We start from the raw sequence: 25,996 nt of genomic DNA on the forward strand, positions 1-25,996 counted from the left end.
TCTTTGGTATACTTTATCTAATAGTTTTAAAGATTCTAAATACGAAAGCAGGTAGACGAATGCAAACAAAGACGATAGGATTCATCGGGACCGGCGTCATGGGGAAAAGCATGGCCCGCAACCTTATGAAAGCAGGATTCCAACTGAATGTTTTTACGAGAACGAAGGAAAAAGCTGCAGATCTCCTTGCAGAAGGAGCGCTGTGGAAGGAAAGCGTGGCCGCAATCTCTAAGGAGTCAGATATCATCATTACGATCGTCGGTTATCCGAGTGACGTGGAGGAAGTCTATCTTGGCGAGGCCGGTATTTTGGCTAATGCAAAGCGGGGTTCGTATGTCATCGATATGACCACTTCTTCCCCGGATCTTGCGAAGCTGATCTTTGACAGAGCGAAAGAAGCCGGAATCCATGCCTTTGACGCCCCTGTGTCAGGCGGCGATGTCGGAGCCAGGAATGCTGCCCTCACTATAATGGTCGGAGGCGAAAAAGAAACATTTGAAGGAATCCAACCGGTCCTCGAAGCAATGGGGAAGAACATCGTGCTGCAGGGAAGTGCAGGCGCCGGACAGCATACTAAGATGTGCAACCAGATTGCGATCGCTTCCGGTATGCTCGGTGTCTGTGAAGCCATTTTTTATGCAGAAAAAGCAGGCCTCGATCCAAAAACCGTGTTAAAAAGCATCGAAGCCGGGGCTGCCGGAAGCTGGTCGCTTTCAAACCTGGCCCCACGCATGATCGACGGCAACTTCGACCCTGGATTTTATGTAAAACATTTCATCAAAGACATGAAAATCGCTATCGAATCCGCGGAAAACATGGGCGTCCCTGTTCCCGGCCTGAAGCTGGCAAAAGAATTGTATGAACTGTTCAGCCAATCTGGCGGTGAAAATAAGGGCACGCAGGCGCTGTATCAGTATTATGAAATAATGAGTCAGGCTGACTGATTAATAGGCCCGTCCCAGCCCGCGTTAACGTATTGACGCGTAAAAGGACGGGCCTTCAATTCCATCGAAGGGTGATATCAATGATAAATCGATCGATTTGTATTTTCCCCGAGTTTAATAATGTTGAAGAAATCGAAGGGTTGAGAGAAAAATATGATCAGCTTCATTCCTTCATCGCTCCTCATATTACACTGATTCATCCGTTCAAAGGCAGCCTCCTAAAAGGGGAACTGATTGATCATATCCAAGACAGCCTGATCGGCTTCAAGCCTTTTGAAATCAGATGTCAGAACGTGACAGGGGCTGATGGACACTATTTATTCTTGAATATTAAGAAAGGGAATGACCACATCATCGAACTGCGTGACCGCTTATACCGCGGTATTCTGAAGAGACACTACACACGTGAGCTGAGTTACATACCGCATGTGACGGTGGGAAAACTGAATGGTGAGGAAACGTTCCAGAAGGCGCTGCATGATACGGAGGAGTTCAACACTGAATTCACTTCAATCGTATATAAAATTTCGGTTGAGCAAATTGACGAAGACGGGACTTCGATGATTGAGTATGAATATTATTTTTAGTCAAAACAAACAGCCCGTTCCCTGCCGTCGGCGGCAGAGAACGGGCCCGATTTTTTTATACGGTCAACATCCCGCGGAATCCCCGGGCTGCATAGTAGGAGTCCGCCCCGTTATGATACACGAAGACGTGGCCGAACCGGAAGTCGCAGAACAGGGCTCCGCCAAGCTCCCTGATATCAGCCGGTGTCTGGATCCAGCTGGACGTTTTCTTATCGAATGCTTCGATTTCCTGGAGGGAACGGTATTGTTCTTCCGTCAATAATTCAATCCCCATGGACTCAGCCATGTCGATTGCGCTGTTTTCAGGCTTGTGTTTTTTTCGGGCCTCGAGGGCCGCCCGGTCGTAACACACGCTTCTCCTTCCTTTCGGGCTTTCTTTTGAGCAATCACAGAACAGGTACTCGTCCTTTTTCTCATCATAACCGATGACATCAGGTTCGCCGTCGGTCCGTTCCATTTCATGGAGCGACCAGAGTTTATCAGGATGTGCATGGAACTTCTTCTCTACTTTTTCCCATTCAATGCCTTCATGGCGGTGCATGTTCTTCTCAAAGCGGCTCTTTAATTCCGTGAGCAGCTCTTCCGTCTGTTCTTGAGATAGCTTTCCTTTTAATGTTCCTTTTTGCGCAGTCATATACATTCCCTCATTTCCCATAAAAATCATTCACTACTAGTATTCCAGAAAATATCAAAGAAACCTGCCAGATTTCAAGAAAAATCCCGCCCTGCTTTATAAACAAGGCGGAATTCTATGACAGATCTATCTATGGTGCAATCAATATGGATCCTCTGTACGCGGCTTTCCGGGGTCACAGTCCAGGGATTCGACTTCTGAGGACTCAGCCAATTTTGTTAAATAATAGCATTCCTCCCTCGCCATATGATCGGCCATCAACCCGGAAAAAGTCCCCAGCACCTCTTCTGACAGCTCCATCTCCTCAAGCTCCCTTAGAAATGTCTTAAACAGGCGCATCTCCACATCAACATCGCGATTGAAGCGGTTCAGGGCCGGGAATTCCGACAGGTTGGTCCGCAGATAACCGGTCAGTTCGACCGCTTTAAGATAAAATCCTTCAAAATGTTTGGTAAACTCACGGCTTTTCTTTCTCAGCCTTTTTTCAACGCCGTCCAGTTCATCGTGAATTGCACCGGCATGCCCGCCGGCATCACTCAGCCAAAGAAGGTGATGATGAAGTTCATGGTATACAGGGACGGCCTCCCCTTTTACCAGGTAGGCGAGCACAAGCAGGAATTCATCCAGCTCATTCACCATATGGTTGATGAATGTCTGGGACAGATGGATTCCTACTTTCCCCTGAAGCTGATCTTTCAAAATCGTCAACTTAAAATGACGCAGCTTGCGTACCTCTTTTTCCACATCATTGGATACTTGTTTGTAGTCACGGACATTGCCTTTACGAACTGTATCTAAGTACCCGTCAAACACGGTGACGAATTCTTTCGCCTGATTGATTTTTCCGGTTTCTGACGGATACAGCGAATCTCGGATGAAGCGGGCATGATCCCCAAGCACCTGCAGCCAAAAGGTATGTTCAAATACTGCACTTTCCTCGAAACTCTTCAATCTCTCATCCCCTCATATCATTATCTCTAGATTTATATGGAGGGAGATGGAGAATAAGACGCTTAATCATTGTGAGGCATGCAGGTAAAAAAAGGAGTACAAGGCCGCGGCCCCATTCTCCTTTCTATGGCGTTGCCTGTCGACACCTAGTATAGGAAAGAAACCAACATTGCTGTACACAAAGCGAGGAACGCCCCAGCCATCACATCGGAAGGATAGTGCACACCAAGCACGACTCTCGAGTAGGCAACAAGCACACTGATTGGAAACAAAATCACGATGACCGCAGGAAATTGCAGCATAAATGGGATTGTTATCGAAAAGATCGCCGTGGTGTGGCCTGATGGAAATGAGTGATCTTCAAACGGGTGACCGTGGAGCATTACATCCGGAAGCGACAGATAGGGACGGATCCTTTTCACCGAACGTTTGATAAAGTGCATGATAATATGGCTGACACTCAAGACAAGGAATGCTTGGAGGACGGCCGGCCTGATCGAAGGGTAGAATAAGCTTATAAAAGCCAATGAAAGAATGGAAAGGATCGAGATTTTCGAACCTCCCAAATGAGTGATCGCACCAAAGAAAGAACGGTACAATTTACTGCCGTTTATTTTATAAAAGAGCTGCTGATCCATCTTGTGAAGTCCTGTAAACATCCGATCCATTGAAATCACCCCTTTAAATAGTCACCTTCATTATAATGACGGATTGTGACTGCAATGATAATGAGCGGTAAAAAAGTGTAAATTTTAGCCGGTTGATGTGTAAATTAAGAAATAAAAAAAGAGAACGAGGCCGCAGCCCCATTCTCCTTATTCATTCATGCACTTATTCAGAAGCCTTTGGTGCTCCCTTTTCAACTTCAAGCCTGCTGCTGCCCATGCGGTAAACAAAGAATACCGCGATGACCAGCGGGATCAAGGCGTAGGCGAATGTCGTCGTGATCGAGTCCGACATGGCCGTCGTGATTTTCTCAAGGACAGGAGCAGGGATCATCTCACGCATTTCCGGTTCGAAGATGCTTCTCGGGTCACCGCCGCCCGGGAAGGCCTGCCCGCCGCCCTGGCCTTTAAAGGCTTCTTCAAGATTGGAAGCAAAGAGCTTTGTTTGAAGCGTCCCGTATACGGTAATCCCGATCGTCATCCCGAGTGAACGGAAAAACGCATTAGTTGAATTGGCGGATCCCCTGAACCTTGGATCAAGCTTATGGATCGTTGCATTCGGCAGAAGCGAGAACGAGAAACCGACACCGAACCCGCTCAGGATCATATAGAATGTGAGCAGCAATCTGCCCGTATCCGGCCCCATCGTTGCAAGAAGCAGCATTCCTGCTAGGAACGACAGGATCGATATCCACATGATGCTCCGGTAACTTGCCTTCGTCATGCGCATACCGGCAACCGCACTTCCGGCAACCGAGCCGAGCATCAACGGTGTCAGGATAAATCCTGCATTCGTCGCCGAACCGCCATACACAGCCTGCACGAAAATAGGGATCAGGATCGTCAGGATGATGAATGCCGCCCCGTATAGAAAGGCAAGTGCCTGGGCAGACGCAAACAACGGACTTTTGAACATCCAGAACGAAATGATCGGTTCTGCCGCTTTCCGTTCGATCATCATGAAACTCACGATGAAAACGAAGAAGGAAAGAAGGAGTCCGATGATCTGCCATGAATCCCAGGCGAATTCCTTCCCGCCGAGTTCAAGCGCGAACATCAGGCTCACGACCGCGATGACTAGCGTGACCGCCCCGCCCCAGTCGATTCGCTGATCGGAACGCTGAGGGGATTCTTTATAAGCCGTGATGATGAAAAATAACGACAGCAGCCCGATCGGCACATTCACGTAGAATACCCAGTGCCAGCTGAGATTATCGGTCAGGAACGCACCGATCAGCGGACCGAATACAGAAGCCGATCCGAATACGGCACCAAGCAGCCCCGTCATTTTCCCCCGCTGTTCAGGAGGGAAAAGATCGAATACGATCGTAAAGGCGATTGGAAGCAGGGCGCCTCCCCCTATTCCCTGTATCGCACGGAAAATACTCAGCTGCACGATGTCCTGCGCGATCCCGCACAACGCGGAACCGATCAGGAAAATGGACAATCCGAAGATATAGAACCTCTTCCTTCCATACATATCCGACAGCTTTCCGAAAATCGGCATCCCGGCCATGACGGCCACCATATACGCCGACGTGACCCAGACAAATTTATCAAGCCCGCCGAGATCGGACACAATCGATCCAAGCGCCGTCGCGACAATCGTATTATCCATCGCCGACATCAGGATCCCGAGCAGCAGCCCCGCAAGCGCAAGCTTCATATTGCTTTCTTTCGCCACCATATATCTCACCCTTTATATGTAAATTGTAGTATTGCCTTTTTATTATAGTCCTTTAAGTGGGAATGTCTAGTTCTAATCGGGTGAAGGATAGACAAGTGTATGCCGATTGCATGAAGGTTACATACTGCTGTCAGGTGATGATTCTGAAACCAAGAAGGGATTGGCACGAGGAGTTATTCTCTTCGATCAAAAACCCTCCCCTACTTCACATCCACGGAAATCGCCCGGCCTGCCACCCGTCCGCTGAAGAGGCATCCCCCGACAAAGGTTCCTTCCAGCGCACGGTACCCATGCAGCCCGCCTCCGCCGAATCCGGCCGCTTCGCCTGCTGCGTAAAGTCCGGGTATCGCCTCACCGGAAGCATCGAGCACCCTGCCGCTCAGATCTGTCTGAAGTCCCCCCAGTGTTTTTCGGCTGACGATATTCAACCGCACGGCAATGAGCGGTCCATTCTTCGGATTCAGAATTTTATGCGGCGGCGCGACACGGATCAGTTTATCCCCTATGTAATGGCGTGCACCGCGGATGGCGGTGATTTGCAGATCCTTCGTGAACCTGTGATCGATTTCGCGGTCCCTTGCTTCTATCTGCCTCTTAATCTCTTTAACATCCAGCAGGTTGTCCCCTGTTAATCTGTTCATCCGGATGACGAGGTCCTCAAAATCCTCCGCAATGATGAAGTCCTCCCCTTTATCCATGAATGCCTGCACCGGTCCGGCTGCACCCGGGAGCGCCCTGCCGAGAACCTTCTTTATGCTCTTCCCCGTGAGGTCGGGATTCTGCTCGGATCCGGAAAGGGCGAATTCCTTTTCGATGATTTTCTGCGTCAGGATGAACCATGAATAGTCATAGCCGGTCTTCTGGATTGCCTCCAGGGTCCCGAGCGTATCGAATCCCGGAAAATTAGGGGCGCCGAACCTTCTTCCTTCTGCGTCAAGCCAGATTGAAGAAGGGCCGGGCAGGATGCGGATGCCGTGATTGCTCCAGACGGAATCCCAATTTTTAATCCCTTCCGTGTAATGCCACATCCTGTCCCGGTTTACGATCCGGCCCCCGGCTTCTTCCGTGATGGAAAGCATCCGGCCATCCACATGAGCGGGGACACCGGATATCATATTCTTTGGCGGCTGCCCCAGTCTTTCCGGCCAATTTTTCCTGATCAATTCATGGTTTGCCCCAATACCGCCGCTTGACACAAGGACTGCCTGGGAGGAATATTCAAAGTTTCCGATCACTTCCCTGCTGCTGTCCTGCCCCCGCTGAGCGGTACTCGGCGCGAGGACGGATCCGGCCACTCCCGTCACAGTGCCCCCTGCCGTCTTCAGCCCATCCACCCGGTGCCGAGGGAGATAGGTGACCAGTCCTGCCTTCATATGTTCCCGGACCCGCCTCTCGAAAGGTTCGACAATCCCCGGTCCCGTGCCCCAGACGATATGGAATCTTGGAACCGAGTTGCCGTGGCCGTCAGCAAGATGACCGCCCCTTTCAGCCCACCCGACGATCGGGAAGAAGCGGACACCCAGGCCGTGGAGCCAGGCACGTTTCTCACCCGCGGCAAAGTCCACATAGGCTTCGGCCCACTTCCTGGCCCAATGATCCTCATCCTCTTCCCTGTCAAACCCGGCCGTCCCGAGCCAGTCCTGCATGGCAAGCTCCCTGGAATCCCGGATGCCGAGCCTTCTCTGCTCAGGTGAATCCACAAGAAATAAGCCGCCAAACGACCACCATGCCTGCCCGCCAAGTGAAGATTCAGGCTCCTGATCGACGAGCAGCACCTTCTTCCCGGCATCACCCATCTCGGCTGCTGCAACTAGACCTGCTATCCCTGCTCCTACGACAATCACATCATAATCCATTTTATCCCCACTCTTCTCCCTGTCAGCGACAGCGTAAATTAAGTTCAGTATAAACCCGCTATCAAAATAGGGTCAATCCATTTTCTGAATAGTGTTATAATTAAACACGGACCTCCCTGACTCTTGAGGCCCTCCACCCGTTTTTACACAGGGGCAGCTAACTCAACCTTAATCCGGTCGGGATCTTCAAAGTACACGGCATAATAATCCTCCCCGCCTGCAAAAGGGTGGAGGTTTTCATAGAGGATCCTTGCCCCCTTCTCCCTCAGCTTTTCCGTCATCTCATCCACCCGTCCGCGGGAAGCCGCATGAAACGCCAAATGGTTCAATCCCGTCCTGCACCTGTGATAAGGTTCGTCAAGGAACCTCTCCTCCGTCTGCACAAACACAAGATAGGTCTCCCCGAGCTTCCAGCTTTCTCCCTTCTCCCATTTCTGATAAGAATGATACCCCAGTTCAGCTAAAAACCATCCCCAGAACTCTAATGATTTCTTCAGATCGGATACGTAGATTTCGATATGATGAAGCAGTCCTTCAGACAATTTGACACCTCCTAAACAGCTAGTTACTCAGACTCCAATATATTTCTGTCTTTTCATTACAATAAAACCCTTCCAATTGACACTCTTCCACTATTTTTTTCAATGTGGCCTTATCAGAACAAAGCATGGAAAAATGGCTGTCCCAATGAGTTGTGATCAAAATGGATTGATCATGGGTAAAGAGATTCCTCCGTTCCCTGTGGAGCAAATCCAAATCCTTGATCAAGTCGGCCGTATACTCCAATTTTCTCTCTGTGCAGAATTCATCCCCGCACCAGATCCAATCATGGCCAAGATTTTTAATACTTTCTAAAAGGCCGGCCATGATGATTTCAGGGAAAAGACCCTCGGTTGGACACACAATCTTTTCCTGTTCGCAAATATTTGCGATGATCTTAGCGGTTTTATCATTTGCAAATTCCCTTTTCAATCCATAAATCAATGAGCGCAGTCCGATATCCAACTGAGCGGCATCCGGTATCCCGGTCAGCGCTAAAACCTGTTCCCATGTGACTGCTTCACAATGTTTAAGGATTTCCATTCTTGCAGGATACGTATCCGGCATGAATCGCTCATAGTCGAGCGTTCGGGGTTTGATGAAAGGATGATAAAAAATAAAGACGTCTTCAAATACTCCTTCGTAAAACTCTTTGATCGGCATATCTTCGTATGCACACACCGCATACCTGTGAGGCTCCGGCAGCGATTTTGCATTGGCCATCCATTCTAACTCTTCCAATAGCAGACCCTCCCCCTAAATCAAGGCGTGTTCCAAAAAAACGTCGTCACGATAAACGGTACAATGAGCGCGACGCCCACGATGACACCATTTCCGGCGATGGCGATTTTTTTAAACGTCCCTCTTTCTGAAAACAAGGCAATGATCAATCCCGCCGCGGAGCAGCTCACGCCTGCCAGCAGAAATTCATCACGTCCAAAGAGCATCATGACGTAGAATAAGGCTCCTATTAAAAACAAGACAAACGACAGAAAACTTAATTTTTTCTTCATGCGATCTTCCCCCTTTATCTCTTATCGACTTACGCTTCCCCCATCCCGAAACCAAGCAGGAGCAGGTAAATAAGGGAACCGGCCAGCAGCATGGATAAGGACAGCCCCAGCACAGCAAATCCATTCTTTTCACTTTTCTTGAATAGTGCAATAACACTTAAAATAATAGATATTGGAGCCCCTAAAAATAATACATAAAAGATACCTTTAACCACTGATTGCTCCGCAATGCCAGGCACCGCAAACAACAGGATGAATAAACCAACCGGGATTCCTGCAGAACCCCAACTCAGCCAAGAGTATTTTTTCAAGGTGATGATCCTCCTCTCCATCTTTTCAGTCTTCATCATTAGACGTTAGGTGCTCGATTTAAGTTTTCACCCCAACACCTTTTTGCCCGTTCTCTGTTGTCCGATGAACGCCAGAAGATTCAACAGGATGGTGACGGCCAGAAGAAGGACCGAAGCTGACGCGACGGCGTACATCGTATCGAGGAGGGCACTCCAGTCCTCAACCGTTACCTTATGATAGATATATAGAATCTGAAAACATAATGAAACACCGCATGCGCTGAAGCTTATGATGGAGAGCATGCCCCGATGCGGATTGTTTTCTTTTTTATCAGCCACAAGGGTTATCAATGGCAGCACCCATGCAATCAAGCCAAGCACCAGGCTTCCAAGATTCAACCAAACAAACATGTTCGTCATCTCCTTTCTTTTATAAATCCCAACTATTTGTAATCGTACCATATACAGTGAATTTTAGTGTGCTCTGATTTAGTGATTTGTAAAATTATGGTGTTATGACGGCACCTTTGTGTTAAAATTCAAAATTATACAGACAACTATGGGGGATGTTATGCAATGAAAGAGAAGTTGAAAGCCTTTGGATTGCCAATTGGGATTACGTTGATATTTATAGCAGCACTATTCGTCCATCAACTGCTGCTTGTGAAAGAGCTTCCGCAACAGGGATGGAGCAGGTCGCTGCCATTCGAGGAATCGTTCAAGGAGAAGCCCCAGGTATTTGTGGATGCTGAAGACAAGATACATATCGCATCAGACGGTCATGTGCAGACAATCAAGATGAATGATAAACTGGCAATCTCCGAAGAGAGCACGACAAAAACAAAGATTACGAGAGGGTACCCATTTTGGACGGATGGAAAGCAGTACATTTTTTATAAAGGCGGAAATTTACTTTTGTCCTCCAGCGGCGAAGAACAGATTCTTGAAAAAGATATTGCCGGTCTCGGAACAGGAAAGAATGACGTCTTCTTCTGGAAAGACGGTACATTGAGCCGGTACGATGTGGAGAAAAGAACCTCCTCCGATGTTCATACCTTCCCGAATGCCATTGCCGGCATGTATGTGGCAGACAACGGGAGCGCGGTCGTTCAAGTCGAGAAAGACAATACACACGACGTTCTTTATTACTTAGATGAAAAGCAGCTTGCGAGCGGCGCTTTCCTGACTGTCGACAGCTCACCTAATAAGAAGATGGATGGACTTACGTTTAAAATAAAGGACGGAAACCTGCTTGTTTTTTATAATCAAAAGTCAAGGAGCCAGGGAACACTTGCCTATAATGTATTCAAGCTCGAGACTCCAGTTGGGAAGATAGGAAATTCCATGCTGGAAGGGGAAAAAGTAGAGTTCGATCTTAGTGATACCGGACAGAAGCTGATGAGTCCCGGGGGCGTGCAGCTGATGGAAATGGAAGGGAGAGAAATGATCCTCCTTACATCGGAAGGCACAAAGATCGGGGATAACAACACGGTCAGCGTGTATGCCGCACCTTTAGAAGATGGTGCAGTCTTCAGTGCAGCACCGGTGAGTACGACGAAACACGTATCCTATCCGCCGGTGAAGATTTCCGATGAAGCGATTGTCTGGGTGAATTATGACGGAGCAGACTATGCACTGAAAGGGAGCTCCCGAAATCCGGAGGTCATCTCGGAAAGCACCAACTGGTCGAAGAGTTCTGTTAAAGAAGCCATCAATAACGGCGTGCTCATGATGTTCAGCAGCCTGGTGACAATCATGACTTCATTCTACTGGGTGCTGCCTTCCCTGTTCTTACTAATCCTCATGTACATCTTTAAGCCGAACGCATTCGAGAAAGACGGGATCAGCTGGGTTGAGTACCTTTCCATCATCATCTTTATTTTCATGCCGGTTTCCTATACGCAGAATGCAATGAATGCCTACTTTGAGCAGATGGCCCCGGGGTATCTCCTCTTTCCGGGCAGTGGCTATGCCGTCATCACCTTCCTGACGGTCATCACTCTCGCCATCTGGAAATTCGGCCGGGACCCGGATTGGGGCTCGATGGGCGGCGCATTTTACTTCATGGGCACGTATATCCTGCTCTACATTACGTTCATAGGCCCTTATATCTTTAACTTGTATTGATTGGGAAAGATGCCTGCATCCTGGTTGGCCTGGATGCGGGCTTTTTGTTTGGGTTGAGCCACAAACTATCCCTCATTACAGCCGCTTCCATTCTTGAAAAAAGCGGAGTACAGGCTTTATTTGTGTTGTTTCAAGACCACTTTTTATTAAAACCCACCTAAAAAACACCCAATACATGTATTCGGAACTATAATTTGGCTGCCTCCACTTAAAAAGGAGAGTAAATCAACCATTGCGATGGATTAAATCGGGGGTTATTATCGAAAATCCGAATTTTATTATCGAAATCAAAAGTTTTATTATCGAAAATCAACGATTTATTATCAAAACACCCCATCATCACTGAACCAATCTGCGATCTTTTTGAAATACAAGCAAATCCCAGCGTATATCATCACAATTGCCTATTTATTATCAAACTCAAAAACCGCTGCTTCCAAACAAAAAAAGACAAGCATCACTCAAGATACTCATCCTGCAATTCCTCCCGGATATACCGCGCCATCCCCGTCTTCACCTTTCTGAAACCGCACTTCTTATAAAACTCCTCATTCCCGCTCGTGGAAATCAAATGGACGCAGGAAACTCCCTCGAGTCTTTCCAATAACCTCCTCATGATCTTACAGGCGATGCCTTGATTTTGAAACTCCCGGTGAACGACGATATCATAGATGGCGGCATTGAACACACCGTCAGACAGGGCCCTTCCAAAACCGACAACCTGTTCCTCTGCTTTGACAATCACAATGACATTGCTGGATTCAAAGACCTGCTTAATCACCTCAGGAGAATGCTTCATCCATCCCACAGATTGATAGACTGCTTTCATTTCCTCAAGATCATCGGTGTGAAATTCTTCTTTTATGTCGAGTTTCATTTACTCCCCCCTTTAAGCTAGGTTCACCCTTCACCATAATACTCAGCGAAATGCAGAAAACCGATTTTCTTTACGCGATAATTCCTCAACTGCCCCTGGGTGGCTTCTTCTACCGGCGGCTCTGTGAGGGTGTATACTTTTTCATTTGATCCGCTTAAATCGTCTGTATCCACATATTTTTGAAATACATCGTCTGCAATGCCTGATTTCAATGCTGCGGCAGGATATCCCATGACAAAAACGCTGGTCCTTACTGCCAGATGCGGTGTGCTGTGCAAAATAAGAAACATCAGAATGAGTGTGCTTATAATCCCGATCCATTTTTTCATCATACAATCCCCTATCAAGAATAGTTATGCAGGACCCCCGCCCCGGTTATTGTTATTCCTAAGCTGAGGGGCATGCTGTGCAGATTTTTCATATGCTTCATCTCTGGAATTGCGAGATTGATTTTTCAAGCTGTTCCCATAAAAAACCATCTTTCTGGAGCCGATCCAAATCCTGATTCCAAAATAAAGAACGATGACTCCGATGAAAATAAAAAAATACATCATGTTGGACTCTCCTTTACATTTTTCAAAAAATTCCCTTGCTCTGAAACGCGTTTCATACTTTAAGCTAAAGACAGGATGATAACCCGCATCCTGCCGCCACGATCGGCGTAACGCGAACCAGGGCGGCGTGACGATCATGGTCAGGCTGAAGTGTTCATGATGTCATGAACACTTTTTTCATTATGAGCAGCCGGCACCCTGAAGCTTCGTCTCTGCAAGCGAGACATTCGTTTTTAAATAATCCGGGATTTCCTCATTTGACAATATTTCAGACGTCGTCATCCACAACACCTCACCGACTTCATCCGGACTCTTCGGGTAAGGCTCGCCGGATTGAAGCTGACAAAGGAACACGATATCAACCACGTTTACCCCCGTATCCGTTACAAAGGAAGAACTGTTCACATAGACAAGCCCGCCTATCACCGCTCCCACTTCTTCCTCCACTTCCCGGATCAGGGTCCGTTCGAGTATGTCACTCGACACCCCTTCAGGATCACATTTCCCTCCGACGAGTGAAAGTTCCCCCGCCGCATGCTCCTCTTTTTCACTTCTTCTTATTAAGAGCCACTTTCCATCACGATGGATAGCTGCTTCAACGTTGACGATGAACATGAATCTTCCCCCTTTTCCCCGGCCGGTAAAACCGGCGTCTCCTCTACTAGTTCCACTCCAAGACAAAGATTTCCTCCTCAAACAACTGCTTGTTTGGATATAACATCCAGCACTCAATTTGTAGCCTCCTGCTTTAAAAGATGTTATTATTTAGTTGTCTAATAGTTAGACGACTAAATAATAACTGATACAATTTGGGGAGGAATAGAAAATGGGAAGACTCGAGAATAAAGTGGCGATCATCACAGGCGGAGCCTCAGGCATCGGGGAGAACATGGTTGACCTTTTTGCAAGAGAAGGGGCGATCGTCATTGCCGCCGACATCAATGAAACAGCGTTAAGGAAAGCAAGTAAAAAGAAAAACGTCTACGGGATGAAACTAAATGTAAGTTCGGATGAAGACTGGGCTGCTTTGGCAGAAGAGGTGAAGGAACGGTTCGGAAAAATCGATATCCTTGTCAACAATGCCGGAATTTCTTCAGAAAAGCCTTTCCAGGAAATCGGTCTGGAGGATTGGGATAAGATGCTGTCGATCAACGGCTACGGCCCATTCGCAGGAATCAAACACATCGCTCCCATCATGGCAGAGCAGAAAAAAGGATCCATCATCAATATCTCTTCCTACACCGCCCAAATCGGACAAGGGTTCAATCATTATTCAGCCTCGAAAGGAGCAGTCCGGGCTCTGTCAAAGGCAGCGGCCACGACGTTTGGACGCCAGGGAGTACGTGTGAACACCCTCTTTCCGGGCATCATCGAGACCCCGATGACCCAGGGCCTTCAGACTTCGAAGGAGCTTCTGGGACAGCTCATCATGGCCACACCCCTGCAGCGTTTAGGGAAACCCGGGGATATCGCTAACGCCGCCTTATATTTTGCCTCTGATGAGTCTTCTTACATCACCGGAGCCGAGCTCGTGATCGATGGAGGATTCTCCGCTCAATAATGTGATATGATAGAATCAGCTGTGAAGCCCCATTGGTATGATGAGGGCTTCTTATTCTTAAAAAAAGGCAGGATATCCGCTATGAAAGATCAATCGATATTTGAATTGCTTCACACAATGGATCAAGTCACAAATAAACTCCTCATACAGTGGAACAAGTCGTTCAAGGAAAGCCTCGGCATCTCTCACATCTTGGTCCTCAGCCATTTGCAGGTGAACGGGAAAAGCCGTCCATCCGATATCGCCAAAAACCTGGGCATCACCCCTCCCTCCCTAACCAATCTGGCTAATAAACTTGTATCGAAGGATCTAATCGTACGATTATTCGATGAGAAGGACCGGAGAAACAGCTATCTGGAAATAACGGATGCAGGGATCGAAATGGTCAACAAAGCAGCCGACGAAGGTCAGAATCTGCGCAGGAATCTTTTTGAAAAGCTGTCAAAAGACGAGCGCCGTCAGCTGACCTCCATTTATGAGAAGTTAAATCATTTTTTATAACAGATGAAAAAGCCCGTCCCTCTGATAATGGAGGGACGGGCTTTCTATTGAAACACACTATTCTTTTTTCAACTCACTCAAGTTATACCGGCGCATTCTGATGAACTTCACGACATTCACGACGATGGTCTTCGCCACTGCATACGTCGGGATCGCAAGGATCATGCCGAGGATTCCGGCAAGATTACCTGCCACAAGGAGCAGGATGATGATCGTTGCAGGGTGTGTGTCGAGGCTCTTCCCGAGGATGAGCGGCGACAGCACGTTCCCTTCGATCTGCTGGGCGATCAGGATGACGACCACGACGAGAATGGCTTTCGTCGGTGAATCGAACAATGCGATGATGACGGCCGGAGCTGCCCCAAGGAACGGCCCCAGGTACGGGATGATGTTCGTGACCGCTCCGATGAGGGCCATCACCAGCGCGTACGGAAGCCCGATGATCAGATAGCCGATGAAGGTCAGTGTCCCGACGAACAGGCCGACGAGAAGCTGCCCCTGGATGTATGCGGCCAGTGTATCATTCGTGTCGTGCAATGTTTTCAATCCTTCTTCGCGATACGCATCCGGCATGAATTTTGCAATCGCATTCGGAAGCTTATGTCCGTCCTTGAACATGAAGAACAACAGGAATGGAACCGTGACGATCGTGATCGCTATGCTTGTCAGGATGCCGAAAAATCCAGTGATGGCGGTGGTGATATTGTCAGGAAGGGTATTGGCATACTCACCCAGACGTTTCTCGATATCCTCAAGCGGAACATAATCCTGATTCATCATCCACTTGAACTGTTCACTCTCGGATAAATGGATGATATAATCACGGGTCTGCCTTACATAGTCAGGCATATCGTTAATCAGTCCGGTCACCTGTTTTGAAATGATCGGTGCGATATTTCCGATAATCAGGCTGATCGCCCCGATGATCAATGCATAAAGGACAAGGATGGCGACCGACCTCGGCAGCTTCAGTTTTTCAAGCAGATTCACCAGGGGATTCAACAGGAAATAAAGGAATCCGGCAATGATGATCGGGAAAAAGATTGTGGAGAACAGGACCCCGATCGGCTGAAATAAAAACTGGACTTTCGTTGCGACATAAATGATGGTCAAGATGATGAGAATCTGGATGCTCCATCGATACAGTTTGCTTTTTGCCAATTGAATCACCTACCTTAAAAGAATGTTCATAAGTATGAAAAGAAGCAACCGGTCTACCAAACCAGTTGCTTTTCTTGCATTTAAAGCTTCGTCACTTCAAGGTAACGGAGCTGGATGCCGTCTTTTTCAATGATCTTGAAGCGGTATCCCTCTTCTTCGATGACACTGCCGATTTTGGAATTGATGTTATGCGTCATGAACCAGCCTCCGATCGTGTCGATGTCAAGTTCCCCAACGTCGATCGAAATGCCCAGAAGAGCGTTCACCTCATTGATCAGCACCTTCGAATCAAGCAGGTAATGTCCTTCCTTCAGCTTTCTGACCTCGGCGACCTCATCCTCATCAAATTCATCACGGATCTCACCGACGATTTCTTCAAGGATGTCCTCAACCGTCACAATCCCGGCCGTTCCGCCGTATTCATCGATCAGCACTGCGATATGCACGCGTTCCTTCTGCATCTTCACAAGCAGGTCATGGATCGCAATCGTCTCGATGACGGTAATGATCGGATTAAGGAACGAATGAACCCTGAAATGGTCCTCTTCAAGATTCCTTGTCACCGTCTCCGTCAGAAGCTCCTTCATATTGACGAACCCTTTGATGTTATCCTTATCACCATCGATAACCGGATAACGGGTGAAATTCTCTTTTCTCAGTGTCTCCACCACGTCGGCGAATGTATCGTCGATCGAAAGCGAGACGATTTCTTTTCGCGGCACCATGATTTCCTTGGCGATCCGCTCATCGAATTCAAAGATGTTGTTCACATACTTCAATTCATTCTTATTGATTTCCCCGCTTTGATAGCTTTCCGAAAGAAGGATCCGCAGCTCTTCTTCAGTATGGACCTCGTCATGCTCAGAAGCAGTCTTTAGTCCAAATATACCCACAAACACCCTGGCTGAACCGTTCAAAAGCCAAATAAACGGATACATGACCCGGTAGAACCAGATGATCGGGCCAGCGAACAGCAATGTCACAGCCTCGGCTTTCTGGATCGCCACTGTTTTCGGTGCCAGTTCGCCGACCACGACGTGAAGGAAGGTCACAAGCGCAAATGCGATACCGAATGACAGCAGATGCGTGAGTGTCTCATTCAGCTCCATATAAGCGAACAATGGATGCAGGATTTTCTCAACGGTAGGCTCACCAAGCCACCCCAGTCCAAGGGCTGTGATGGTGATCCCGAGCTGACAGGCAGACAGATACTCGTCGAGATGCGTCACGACTTTCTTCGCCGCCATCGACCCCTTTCTGCCCTCGGCAACAAGCTGGTCGATTTTCGACCCCCGCACCTTCACAATCGCGAACTCAGTCGCCACGAAAAATGCGGTCAAAGCAATCAATAAAGCAATCAAAAGTAAATTTATAGACGTTGTCAATTAGCAGCCTCATCCATGGACGAGGCTTACACCTCCATTATTTTTAAAAATACATTCACAAAGTAAATGATGACGGGAGATGAAAGCTTATGAATCTACTTATCTAATGAAGGGATAGCATAGAACCTGTCATGAGAAGCAGACCTTCCGGCTTTCAGCAGCCCGCGCTGATACGTACCAACATATATTCCTGCGCGTCCCGCAAGCAATCTTAGCTTCTCTGTCCCATTTCCATCCCCCCAGCCGTTTCAAAAAAATGAATATAAAAAGATTTTACCTAATTCCGGGTTTTTAATCAAACAATCTATTACTATTTATTTTTTACCATCCCTGGGGTCTTTAAAGCTTGTGAAAACGTTGTTCCCCCTCTTGCGTTAGCTTGGATCATCGTGGATAGACCGTAAAAGATGAGGTTAGTTGGGGACGGTTCACACCTTACTTTTTGGATAAGTATCTTGGCGGGAGGCGTATATCAGGGACGATGTTGGACTGCGTGTATGGTAAGAGGGGGCCGGTCTGGGGCTCTGGGTGCATTTCTGCCTCAGAACTCTCAACGATACACCACCACGTATTAAAAGCGATGATTACAAGTTTTTGATAATATATTTCTATTTTTGATAATAAATGGGTCGGTTTTGATAATATATTGGGATTTTTGATAATAAGTCGGCCGGTTTTGATAATAAACACAATTCATGACCCGATAATACCCCCCGATAACAAGCATGAGCCCCCCCTCTCGACCCTATACAACCAAAAAAACGAGGCCCCATCACTGGGTACCCCGTAAAAATCATCAAACCGATACATTTTCCGCTTTCAACTTCTTCTCACCAGCACCACTCTTAGCACCAGCTTTTCCATCAGCCGTCTTCTTAAAGAAATTACTCTTAAAGAACCCGAACGTCAATCCAACCGTGATGATAAACGTAATGGCCATGCCCGTAAAGTAGAATGTCCAGTGTTCCGGATAAACGGACAGGAATGATAACACGCCGCCCACTCCTACGGATGTCGCCTTCACTCCCTGTGCGGCCAAGTAAGCACTTCCGACCGCGCTTCCGATCATCACAGCGATGAACGGATAGCGGAATCGGAGGTTGATACCGTAGATGGCCGGTTCCGTTACCCCTAGCCATGCAGACAGTGTTGCCGTTAAAGAAACACCTTTCAATTTCTTGTTCTGCTTAATGATGAAGAACATCGTCAATGCTGCAGCACCTTGGGCAAGTGTAACCGTTTCCCCGATCGGCCACAGTGTAACGTAGCCAAGCGTTCCGGCCATTTGCAAGTTGACACCCAGGAAGATGTGATGCATCCCTGTGATCACAAGCGGACCGGAGATGAATCCATACACGGCGCCGGCAATGACAGGCGATACTTCAAACAGATACAGGATGCCGTCTGTGATCCAGTTCGAACCTGTCATCGTGATCGGTCCGATGACTCCAAACGTCAGCAACCCCGCGAATACCAATGCAAGCGGTGCCACAAAAATCATCTGTAAATTATCCGTGATGACCCTCTTCAATTGCTTTTCAGACCAGGTCAAGATCCATGTCGCAAAAATGACCGGCAGGACCTGACCCTGATACCCGATCTTCGCAATGTCCCATCCGAACAGGCTCCAGTATTCAACGTCCCCCGGATTCTCCGCATATGCATAAGCGGACATAAGCGATGGGTGAACTAGTAACAAACCAAGTACGATCCCAAGCAGCGGGCTTCCACCGAACTTCTTCGCAGCCGACCAGGCGATGAGCACCGGAAGGAATGTAAACGCTGTATTCGCAATCACATTGATGAATTCGGCAAAGCCTGTCCAGCCGGTGTGAACGTCAAGCAGTGATTTTTCATCATAGAAGATGCCTGGATTGGCGAGCATATTATTCAGCCCGAGCAATAGACCGGCCGCAACGATCGCCGGCAGGATCGGTATGAAGATATCCGCGAGCACCCGGACGCCCTTCTGGATGACATTCCCCTTCTCGGCCACTTCCTTCTTCATATCATCCTTCGTCACGGCCTCCGCACCGGTTTGCGTGACAAATTCGCTGTAAACCCTTTCAATCATGCCCGGACCGATGATCACCTGGAATTGACCGCTCGCCGTGAACGTCCCTTTCACCAGTTCATTTTCTTCAAGGGCATCTTTATCTACTAAACTTTCATCCACCAGCACCAGGCGCAGTCTTGTCACACAATGCGACGCACTGCTGACGTTCCCGGAGCCGCCTATATTTTTTATGATATCAGCAACATTTTCCTTAAAGCTCATCCTCGTGACCTCCTTCAATAAATCGCTTTCATAAAATTTTCAACTTGTTTAAACAAGTTCGTTATAGTACAGTATAAATTGTTATCAATTAATGTCAAGACAATTTTGAAAAAGGAGTGTTCAATATGGATATTAGCATTACACCGATGAGCCACTTCGGTTCCTATATGGCCCTCACTTACCAGAAAAGAGAAACGCCAGAAAAAACAGGCTTGTACCTGAACTCGGTTAGGGGGAAATCCAAGCAGCACCAAAATGCCCTAAAGGTCATCCCGGCCGTGAACGGAAGCCCCGTTCCTTACACATATGAAGCAGACGAATTCCAGATCTCACTTTCCTTCGACGAAGGGGAACTTCACCTCTGCTTCGAGGATTCCGAGCGTATTTTTGTAAAAGGAACCGGAGACAATGTCGGGCTCATCCTCGACACCCAGCCAGTATTCAACTTCGAATACAACTATCTATTAGGGAATCCCGGCGAAGAATTCTGCCTGATCAACAGCTACAAGAATCTCACCAAGTACATGATCTTTGCCCCGGACGGCAACGTCTCCCTTCAGCAGAATGTTTTCATGGACACAACCGGGAGCACGGTCGAGGCGGATAATCTGTCTTCTATTCATATTTCCCAACTTGAAGGTGCCGGGGACTTCCTATGTGTTATCGAAGACGTGCCGACCAATGGGGGTTTCCCTGAAGAACGGGACTACTCATTCGAGGCCGCACTCGATAAAAGCACGAATCATTTTCTATCATTCTTGGAAAAACAGCCGGCTGTCCCTGCAGGATATGAACAAACACTGAGAGAAGCCGCGTATTTGAACTGGACCTGCATCGTCAATGAGCAAGGCCTGCTGAAACGAAAAGCGATGTATATGTCGAATGCAAACTTCCCTGGTGTATGGAGCTGGGACAACGCCTTCAACGGACTGGCCCTTGCCGGTGTCGACGATGAACTCGCATGGGATCAGATCCAGCTTCTATTCGACCACCAGGACGACAAAGGCCAGATCCCGGGTTCCGTCAGCGACTCGACCATCCGCTGGAACTTCTCCAAGCCGCCGGTGCAAGGTTTGTTCGTCTTGAAGATGATGGAAAAGATGACCCTCTCCACCGAACAGCTGGAGACCATTTTTTCACAGATCAAGAGACACGTAGAATTCTACCTTCAATACAAGGACTTCAACCGCGACGGTATCTGCGAATACCATCACGGAAATGACTCCGGCCAGGACAACAGCACCGTGTTCAGGGATGCCGACATCATCGATTCACCCGACCTGACAGCCTTCCTGATCAAATCGATGGACATGCTCGCAGTCGTGGCTGGAAAACTCAACAGGACAGAAGACCAAGCCCACTGGGAAAAAGAAGCGGACAGATACACAGAGAAATTCTGCGAATACTTCCTAGTTGACGACCTGCCCGTCGCCCGCTTCACAAGGGACAGAAAAGAGATCGAAAGCGAAGGCTATCTGCCACTGGTTTCCATCATACTTGGGGAAAAACTGCCGGAATCTGCCCGCAGAAAAATGATCGAGACACTGAAGAGCGACCGCTACCTGACCAAATGGGGAATCGCCTCTGAAGCAATCGACAGCCCTCTTTATGAAGAAGATGCCTACTGGCGCGGCCCGATCTGGGCGCCGACCACCCTTCTGTTCGTGGAAGCATTTGAAGAATGCGGGGAACATGAACTGGCGAAGGACGTAGCCTGGAAATTCCTTGACCTTTGCAAGCACGGAGGATTCGCGGAGAACTTCCATGCTGAGACCGGTGAGGGATTGAGGGATCTTGCGCATACATGGACGTCGAGTGTGTTTATTCATTTGGCTGGGAGACTGGCTGGATAATACAAGACGTATTCTGAAAAACAATTAGACAGTAAAACACCCAGGCTTTAAGATCCTGGGTGTTTCTACTTACCTATTTTGTTTCTTTCAAAAAAAGCCCTAGATAAAAAGCCATTCATCCTGAAATTTTCTTCAATAAATCATCAAGTGTCCCGAAACACTTTTCCACTTCAGGTAAGTGATAAAACGTACTCGTCGTTTCCACGTTCTCTATCTCTCTGTCCGGCGAATAAAGAAAGATCCGCTTTCCCTGGCCGAGGGCAATACCCAATTCAATATGTGTCCCTTTCCCGCCGGGTAATAAAACAACAATAAAATCAGACTCCATGACAGCCTTTTTCTCATTCTCTCCGATTGTTTTTAGATCATCCAATGTTAATGAGCCTTTTGACTTTTCACTGGTGGTCCAATCGTATGTATGAAAATAACCGTTATCTACTAATTTACTGGTGACATAGCGGACAGCATCGAGGTTACGAAAGCTGGATGCTACGTAAAATTTCTCCATGTACCCTTCTCCCTTTATGTTGTTAAATTTTTGTGATTCTTAGCCAACCTCATCTGCAATAGAATCCATGATCGCGGTCGATTTCCGTCTGAACTAAAACTTATCCTTCGCCGTATCCTTCACCTCTGAAGGAATGGTAATGGCCTCAATTTCGTCTATCTTCGTGTAAGTCTCTTTAATGGTTTGGGTGGTGGCCATCTCGTTACCATCCAGTTCATTCATCATCTCGATATCCATGTTGATATCAGACTTGGCGGGCAGAAAGCTTTCCCGATTGATGTAAATACTGTAAGTCAGGTCGTTTGTTTTAATATCTTCCAAGTATTTGGAGTGATAAAGAGCCGGTTTGGAAAGATCCAGTATGAATTCAGTGAAGCGATTGAATTTGTCACCTTCACCGGTGAAGGTAAGAACCCATTGTTCCTCCTCTTCCTTTACTTCCATTTCTTCTGAATGAGTTTTTAACCATTCCAGTCTCTTATCCAGGTCCACCATCTTCCTGACCGTATCCAGAGACGGCTGATAACCATCCTCCTTCCCTTTGTACCAGTGATCCCATCTCGAAGAAGTCGTATACACTTCGCTTTCTGCAAGATACATTTCTGCATCAACCTTTGCACCGGCCACGTTCATTTGAGTGTTGAGATGCAATCCTTCTGGTTCCTTGACGTAATCTGTCACAATCTTAGCTGTCTGTTTGTCAAGTTCGCCTCTTGGAGGTCCGTATATGAGATCCTGGTCAATATTCATGTCTATCTGAAAACTATTCGTTTCTTCCATTGCCTTGATGGAAGCATCCAAAATCTCTTCCGGTGTATCCGGTTTTGGCGAACACGCTGATAATCCGAGAGTCAAAGTACTTATTGCAAGTGATGTTAAAAATAATTTCTTCATTTTACCCCCTGTATGTCTAATAAAAGTAAAAGGAGAACCACCCTCATATTGAGAGAGTCCTCCTCCTGACAAATTCCAGCTGCTGAATCTATCCGGTATGACCGGCCGATCTCCCGCGGTGAGCAATCCGCCTCAGTTCCTACTTCCTCCGTGTCTGATCAAAAAACACAAAATTCCCCGGCGTATGCCGCGACTGGGTATGCTCAAACATGACACCATCCGAATTGAAGATATGGCTCGTCACGACGACGACGCTGTTGAATCCGTCGAGATTTAAATAAGTCTCATCCTCTTCCGTCGTACGTTCCACCACCATCTTCCGCTTCGCGGTGACCGCACGCTGATCGAGCTCCCTGTCGAGATATTGATAAATGGAATCCTCCGCGATCTCGGCCGTCAGCCCCTTCACGACATCCTTCCTGAAATAGTTGTGGTCCATGATGACAGGTTTTCCTTCAAGGTAGCGGACCCGCTTCAGATGATACACCTCGACCCCGACCGGGATCAGCGTGTGCGCATGAATCTCCTCATCCACCGTCAGTTCCTCAAACAAAATCACCTTCGTCTCATGCTGCTTATGATTTCGCCGGGCAAACTCCTTGAACGACTCCGTCTCCCCGAACATATATTCATTCTGCTTGAAATCCTGATAAATGACACGTACGCCCTGCCCGTGCTTCGTCTGAACATACCCGTCGTTCACCAGATTCCCGATCGCACGACGCACCGTATTCCGCGAGCACTCATACTCCTTCACCAGTGTGTTCTCCGAAGGCAGCAGCTGCTGGTACTCATAAATATTCTGTTCAATCTTATGTTTCAGGTCTTCATAAATCTCAATGTATTTCGTTTTTGGCATGGCTGCCTCCTGTATTCCGCTTGTGCTTCTTATTGAGATAGTACCATAAAATTCATGTGGACAGGTACCCCGGTTCATTAATATCACTGCCGTTGACCGGTGGTTACGGCTACTACCGCAGTCTGAAATTATGGATTATCTTGGTAATTGATGGAATTATAGGCAGAATTGAAAGAATAATCGTCTAAATTAGAAGATTTAAGGTGGAAATTAAAAGATTTTCGAATTCATTTCGAAGATTAACGACCAGAATCGAAAGAATAACCAACTTTTTTCCAATTCCATCTGCAACATTCCCCTTTCAAACTCTATCAAGAGTCCTCTAACGAAGTCTCAAAACCAAATGTGCCTGAATTAACCACGGAGTATAGCTTCAAACCTCCATTCCTGACAAAAAACGGTGTTCTATTATCCAGCCTCAACCTCCATTTAATCTAATCCAGCCCTCCGAAGCTTCAATTTCACACTCAATTCGAAATTTATATGTACTGCCCTGATTTCTCCCGCTTCTTTTCTTATTAAAGAACATTCGCCAGGCAGCGGGGAAGGATTTTACCATGTGAAATATCGTTCCCCCACTACCCTGAACAGCATGGGGATTATCAAACTGATACGACTAAAAAAGTGAAGCCCTCCCATAATCAGAAAGGCTTCACTTTATTTCTAATCCAAATCCCCGACACTCTTATTCAACTCCTCCACATTCATCGGCTTCCCATGACCGCTGAGCAGAAGATGCGGCTTCATACTCAGGATCACCTTGATTGATCGGAAGGCTAAATCCTGATTTTGCGTCAGATAATCCGGGGGACTATCAAGCTCCTTCTGCTGAGTGAGTACGTGGGATAAGGATTCCTGTTTAACGGTAATTAATGCGTCACCTGCGATCAGGATCCTGCTATCGTGATGATAAAACGAGACATGTCCCGGTGTATGCCCCGGCGTGTGAATCCATTGCCAGCCCGGCAGGTGGGGCAGCTGATGATCATCTGAATAGGGGTGAATGTTTCCGCTTATATCGATCCCCTCATTCGGGAAGAGCTTTGGAGACAGTTTCACCACCATGCCTTTACCTGCATTCGGGTCAGGCTTAGGATAATCAAGCTCCCCGGTTAAATAAGGGAACTCCTCCTTATGGGCATATACCGGCACGTCCCAAACACTGATTAGCTTTTCAAGACTGCCGATATGATCAAAGTGACCGTGTGTCAGGTAGATGGCTTCCGGACGCGCACCCTTTCCGTAAAGCTTTTCCGCCTGTTCCATTATTTCGTCAGCGGACTTTGGCATCCCGGCATCAATCAGCACCCAGCGATTTGAATCACCTTCAATATCAATGAAAAAAAGATTGACTACCTGATTGGTGTATTGATGAATACCCGGTGCCGGTTCAATCAGATGGCCGGATTTTACAGACGTGACAGGGATTTTCTTGTTCATTGTGCATTCCTCCTTTTTTAAGGATTCTCCTATATAAGAAACCCTCCCAGTCAATGGATGATGACTGTAAGCAGGGATTTTATAATTATTTGTCGGTCTTTTCATTCCTGCTGTGTGCAGGCTTGGCCGTATCACGCTGGGGATCTATGTCCTGGCCTCCTTCCTTCTTTTTCTGCTGTTCAATGGAGTCCTTGTCTTTTTCTTCATTCATTAGATAACCTCCTTTTCAACAGTCTTATAACTAAATTCAGAATACTTCCAGTAAAGATCTGGTATCTAGTCTGCGTTTTCCCTTCAGAACAGTAGAAAAAACAAAAACTGGGACACGGATATAAAAGAGTATAAATGTACTACTGATTTCTCATCGTGGTAAAAGAGGGACATTGTGCTTTTTAATGTAATTATGTATGAATTTATGATACAGAACGCGCAAAAAATAGGTTGGGAACTTTCCCCGCTCTGTGGATATACCTGATCCCAAGGTGACGCCTGTCTTCTTGACCTTCCACAGACATGCTATGTAAGCAGTTGAATTAAATTTATTTGGTATATGGTTGAATTAATCGCAGAATCGAAAGAATAATCCGCTAAATTCGAAGATTATAGGTGAAAATTAAAAGATTATCGACCCAATTTCGAAGATTACCACCGGAAATTAAAAGAATAACCAATTAATTTCCAATTCCAGCTGTCACAACCCCCATTATTAGATATTCAAGTGCCATCTAATCTTAAATATGACTGGATTCATCACGCAAAATCGCTTTAATACCACAATAGAATCTTAATCCGGGTAATCCGGGCGTCTATTATCCTCCCCCAACCTACATT

28 protein-coding genes are annotated in these 25,996 nt (G+C 47.2%); 6 read left to right on the forward strand and 22 right to left on the reverse strand.

Annotated features, from left to right (window positions below; translation table 11 throughout):
* The first annotated feature begins 32 nt into the window (after positions 1 to 32).
* Both AS034_RS01095 and AS034_RS01100 read left to right on the forward strand, forming a co-directional pair.
* Positions 33 to 944, forward strand: coding sequence for an NAD(P)-dependent oxidoreductase (locus AS034_RS01095; RefSeq protein WP_419184974.1), 912 nt, complete (start codon positions 33 to 35; stop codon positions 942 to 944).
* An 80-nt stretch (positions 945 to 1,024) separates the two neighbouring features.
* Positions 1,025 to 1,531, forward strand: a complete 507-nt coding sequence (locus tag AS034_RS01100) for a 2'-5' RNA ligase family protein (RefSeq protein ID WP_058297152.1) — start codon at positions 1,025 to 1,027, stop codon at positions 1,529 to 1,531.
* Between the two features lie 55 nt (positions 1,532 to 1,586).
* Here the strand turns inward: AS034_RS01100 and AS034_RS01105 are convergent, their stop codons facing one another.
* The 10 genes from AS034_RS01105 to AS034_RS01150 all read right to left on the reverse strand — a co-directional run bounded on the left by AS034_RS01105 (position 1,587) and on the right by AS034_RS01150 (position 9,578).
* Complete coding sequence (locus tag AS034_RS01105; RefSeq protein ID WP_058297153.1) at positions 1,587 to 2,165, reverse strand: DUF4256 domain-containing protein; 579 nt, start codon at positions 2,163 to 2,165, stop codon at positions 1,587 to 1,589.
* Positions 2,166 to 2,306: 141 nt separating this feature from the next.
* On the reverse strand, positions 2,307 to 3,116 hold the full coding sequence (locus AS034_RS01110; protein ID WP_058297154.1) for a DUF2935 domain-containing protein: 810 nt from the start codon (positions 3,114 to 3,116) through the stop codon (positions 2,307 to 2,309).
* Between the two features lie 146 nt (positions 3,117 to 3,262).
* Complete coding sequence (locus tag AS034_RS01115) at positions 3,263 to 3,784, reverse strand: phosphatase PAP2 family protein (protein WP_058297155.1); 522 nt, start codon at positions 3,782 to 3,784, stop codon at positions 3,263 to 3,265.
* Positions 3,785 to 3,947: 163 nt separating this feature from the next.
* Entirely contained in the window at positions 3,948 to 5,468 is a 1,521-nt protein-coding gene (locus AS034_RS01120) for an MDR family MFS transporter (protein WP_058297156.1), read from the reverse strand.
* A 200-nt stretch (positions 5,469 to 5,668) separates the two neighbouring features.
* Positions 5,669 to 7,324, reverse strand: a complete 1,656-nt coding sequence (locus AS034_RS01125) for an FAD-binding dehydrogenase (protein ID WP_058297157.1) — start codon at positions 7,322 to 7,324, stop codon at positions 5,669 to 5,671.
* Positions 7,325 to 7,467: 143 nt separating this feature from the next.
* Positions 7,468 to 7,866 (reverse strand): VOC family protein, encoded by a 399-nt coding sequence (locus AS034_RS01130; RefSeq protein WP_058297158.1) that lies wholly within the window; start codon positions 7,864 to 7,866, stop codon positions 7,468 to 7,470.
* 19 nt (positions 7,867 to 7,885) lie between these two features.
* On the reverse strand, positions 7,886 to 8,605 hold the full coding sequence (locus AS034_RS01135; RefSeq protein ID WP_244888116.1) for a DUF2711 family protein: 720 nt from the start codon (positions 8,603 to 8,605) through the stop codon (positions 7,886 to 7,888).
* A 20-nt stretch (positions 8,606 to 8,625) separates the two neighbouring features.
* Positions 8,626 to 8,877, reverse strand: coding sequence for a hypothetical protein (locus AS034_RS01140; protein WP_032086087.1), 252 nt, complete (start codon positions 8,875 to 8,877; stop codon positions 8,626 to 8,628).
* Between the two features lie 29 nt (positions 8,878 to 8,906).
* A complete protein-coding gene (locus AS034_RS01145; RefSeq protein ID WP_058297159.1) occupies positions 8,907 to 9,188 on the reverse strand; it encodes a hypothetical protein in 282 nt (93 codons plus the stop codon).
* 66 nt (positions 9,189 to 9,254) lie between these two features.
* Positions 9,255 to 9,578, reverse strand: coding sequence for a hypothetical protein (locus AS034_RS01150; RefSeq protein WP_058297160.1), 324 nt, complete (start codon positions 9,576 to 9,578; stop codon positions 9,255 to 9,257).
* A 165-nt stretch (positions 9,579 to 9,743) separates the two neighbouring features.
* Between AS034_RS01150 and AS034_RS01155 the strand changes: the two genes are divergently transcribed.
* A complete protein-coding gene (locus tag AS034_RS01155; RefSeq protein ID WP_058297161.1) occupies positions 9,744 to 11,294 on the forward strand; it encodes a hypothetical protein in 1,551 nt (516 codons plus the stop codon).
* 457 nt (positions 11,295 to 11,751) lie between these two features.
* Here AS034_RS01155 and AS034_RS01160 read toward each other — a convergent pair whose 3' ends face one another.
* From AS034_RS01160 to AS034_RS01175, 4 genes are all read right to left on the reverse strand, one after another.
* Complete coding sequence (locus tag AS034_RS01160; protein WP_058297162.1) at positions 11,752 to 12,171, reverse strand: GNAT family N-acetyltransferase; 420 nt, start codon at positions 12,169 to 12,171, stop codon at positions 11,752 to 11,754.
* 23 nt (positions 12,172 to 12,194) lie between these two features.
* The gene (locus AS034_RS01165) at positions 12,195 to 12,500 is read right to left on the reverse strand and encodes a hypothetical protein (protein ID WP_058297163.1); all 306 of its coding nucleotides are present in this window, start codon (positions 12,498 to 12,500) and stop codon (positions 12,195 to 12,197) included.
* A 24-nt stretch (positions 12,501 to 12,524) separates the two neighbouring features.
* The gene (locus AS034_RS01170) at positions 12,525 to 12,725 is read right to left on the reverse strand and encodes a hypothetical protein (RefSeq protein ID WP_058297164.1); all 201 of its coding nucleotides are present in this window, start codon (positions 12,723 to 12,725) and stop codon (positions 12,525 to 12,527) included.
* Positions 12,726 to 12,905: 180 nt separating this feature from the next.
* Positions 12,906 to 13,340, reverse strand: coding sequence for an NUDIX hydrolase (locus AS034_RS01175; RefSeq protein WP_058297165.1), 435 nt, complete (start codon positions 13,338 to 13,340; stop codon positions 12,906 to 12,908).
* Between the two features lie 211 nt (positions 13,341 to 13,551).
* Here AS034_RS01175 and AS034_RS01180 point away from each other — a divergent pair, with 211 nt between their 5' ends.
* Positions 13,552 to 14,286 carry an SDR family NAD(P)-dependent oxidoreductase gene (locus AS034_RS01180; protein ID WP_058297166.1) on the forward strand — a complete coding sequence of 245 codons (735 nt, stop codon included), beginning with the start codon at positions 13,552 to 13,554 and terminating at the stop codon, positions 14,284 to 14,286.
* 81 nt (positions 14,287 to 14,367) lie between these two features.
* The gene (locus AS034_RS01185; RefSeq protein WP_058298054.1) at positions 14,368 to 14,787 is read left to right on the forward strand and encodes a MarR family winged helix-turn-helix transcriptional regulator; all 420 of its coding nucleotides are present in this window, start codon (positions 14,368 to 14,370) and stop codon (positions 14,785 to 14,787) included.
* Positions 14,788 to 14,844: 57 nt separating this feature from the next.
* On the opposite strand, the gene AS034_RS01190 is transcribed toward AS034_RS01185, so the two are convergent.
* The 3 genes from AS034_RS01190 to AS034_RS01200 form a co-directional block, all read right to left on the reverse strand.
* A complete protein-coding gene (locus AS034_RS01190; protein WP_058297167.1) occupies positions 14,845 to 15,948 on the reverse strand; it encodes an AI-2E family transporter in 1,104 nt (367 codons plus the stop codon).
* A gap of 80 nt (positions 15,949 to 16,028) precedes the next feature.
* Entirely contained in the window at positions 16,029 to 17,333 is a 1,305-nt protein-coding gene (locus AS034_RS01195; RefSeq protein ID WP_058297168.1) for a hemolysin family protein, read from the reverse strand.
* 796 nt (positions 17,334 to 18,129) lie between these two features.
* A complete protein-coding gene (locus AS034_RS01200) occupies positions 18,130 to 19,611 on the reverse strand; it encodes a PTS transporter subunit EIIC (RefSeq protein ID WP_082641594.1) in 1,482 nt (493 codons plus the stop codon).
* 125 nt (positions 19,612 to 19,736) lie between these two features.
* On the opposite strand from AS034_RS01200, the gene AS034_RS01205 reads away from it, so the two are divergent.
* On the forward strand, positions 19,737 to 21,464 hold the full coding sequence (locus AS034_RS01205) for an amylo-alpha-1,6-glucosidase (protein WP_058297169.1): 1,728 nt from the start codon (positions 19,737 to 19,739) through the stop codon (positions 21,462 to 21,464).
* A gap of 115 nt (positions 21,465 to 21,579) precedes the next feature.
* Here AS034_RS01205 and AS034_RS01210 read toward each other — a convergent pair whose 3' ends face one another.
* From AS034_RS01210 to AS034_RS01230, 5 genes are all read right to left on the reverse strand, one after another.
* Positions 21,580 to 21,972 carry a nucleoside 2-deoxyribosyltransferase gene (locus AS034_RS01210; RefSeq protein WP_058297170.1) on the reverse strand — a complete coding sequence of 131 codons (393 nt, stop codon included), beginning with the start codon at positions 21,970 to 21,972 and terminating at the stop codon, positions 21,580 to 21,582.
* Between the two features lie 93 nt (positions 21,973 to 22,065).
* Positions 22,066 to 22,866: a DUF6612 family protein gene (locus AS034_RS01215; RefSeq protein ID WP_058297171.1), complete on the reverse strand. Its 801-nt coding sequence runs from the start codon at positions 22,864 to 22,866 to the stop codon at positions 22,066 to 22,068.
* Positions 22,867 to 23,005: 139 nt separating this feature from the next.
* Positions 23,006 to 23,725 (reverse strand): trehalose operon repressor, encoded by a 720-nt coding sequence (treR, locus tag AS034_RS01220; RefSeq protein ID WP_058297172.1) that lies wholly within the window; start codon positions 23,723 to 23,725, stop codon positions 23,006 to 23,008.
* Between the two features lie 663 nt (positions 23,726 to 24,388).
* The gene (locus AS034_RS01225; RefSeq protein ID WP_058297173.1) at positions 24,389 to 25,165 is read right to left on the reverse strand and encodes an MBL fold metallo-hydrolase; all 777 of its coding nucleotides are present in this window, start codon (positions 25,163 to 25,165) and stop codon (positions 24,389 to 24,391) included.
* Between the two features lie 85 nt (positions 25,166 to 25,250).
* Positions 25,251 to 25,376 (reverse strand): hypothetical protein, encoded by a 126-nt coding sequence (locus AS034_RS01230; RefSeq protein WP_058297174.1) that lies wholly within the window; start codon positions 25,374 to 25,376, stop codon positions 25,251 to 25,253.
* Positions 25,377 to 25,996: the final 620 nt, after the last annotated feature.

The organism is [Bacillus] enclensis, from assembly GCF_001456935.1.
Taxonomy (GTDB): Bacteria; Bacillota; Bacilli; order Bacillales; family Bacillaceae_B; genus Rossellomorea; species Rossellomorea enclensis.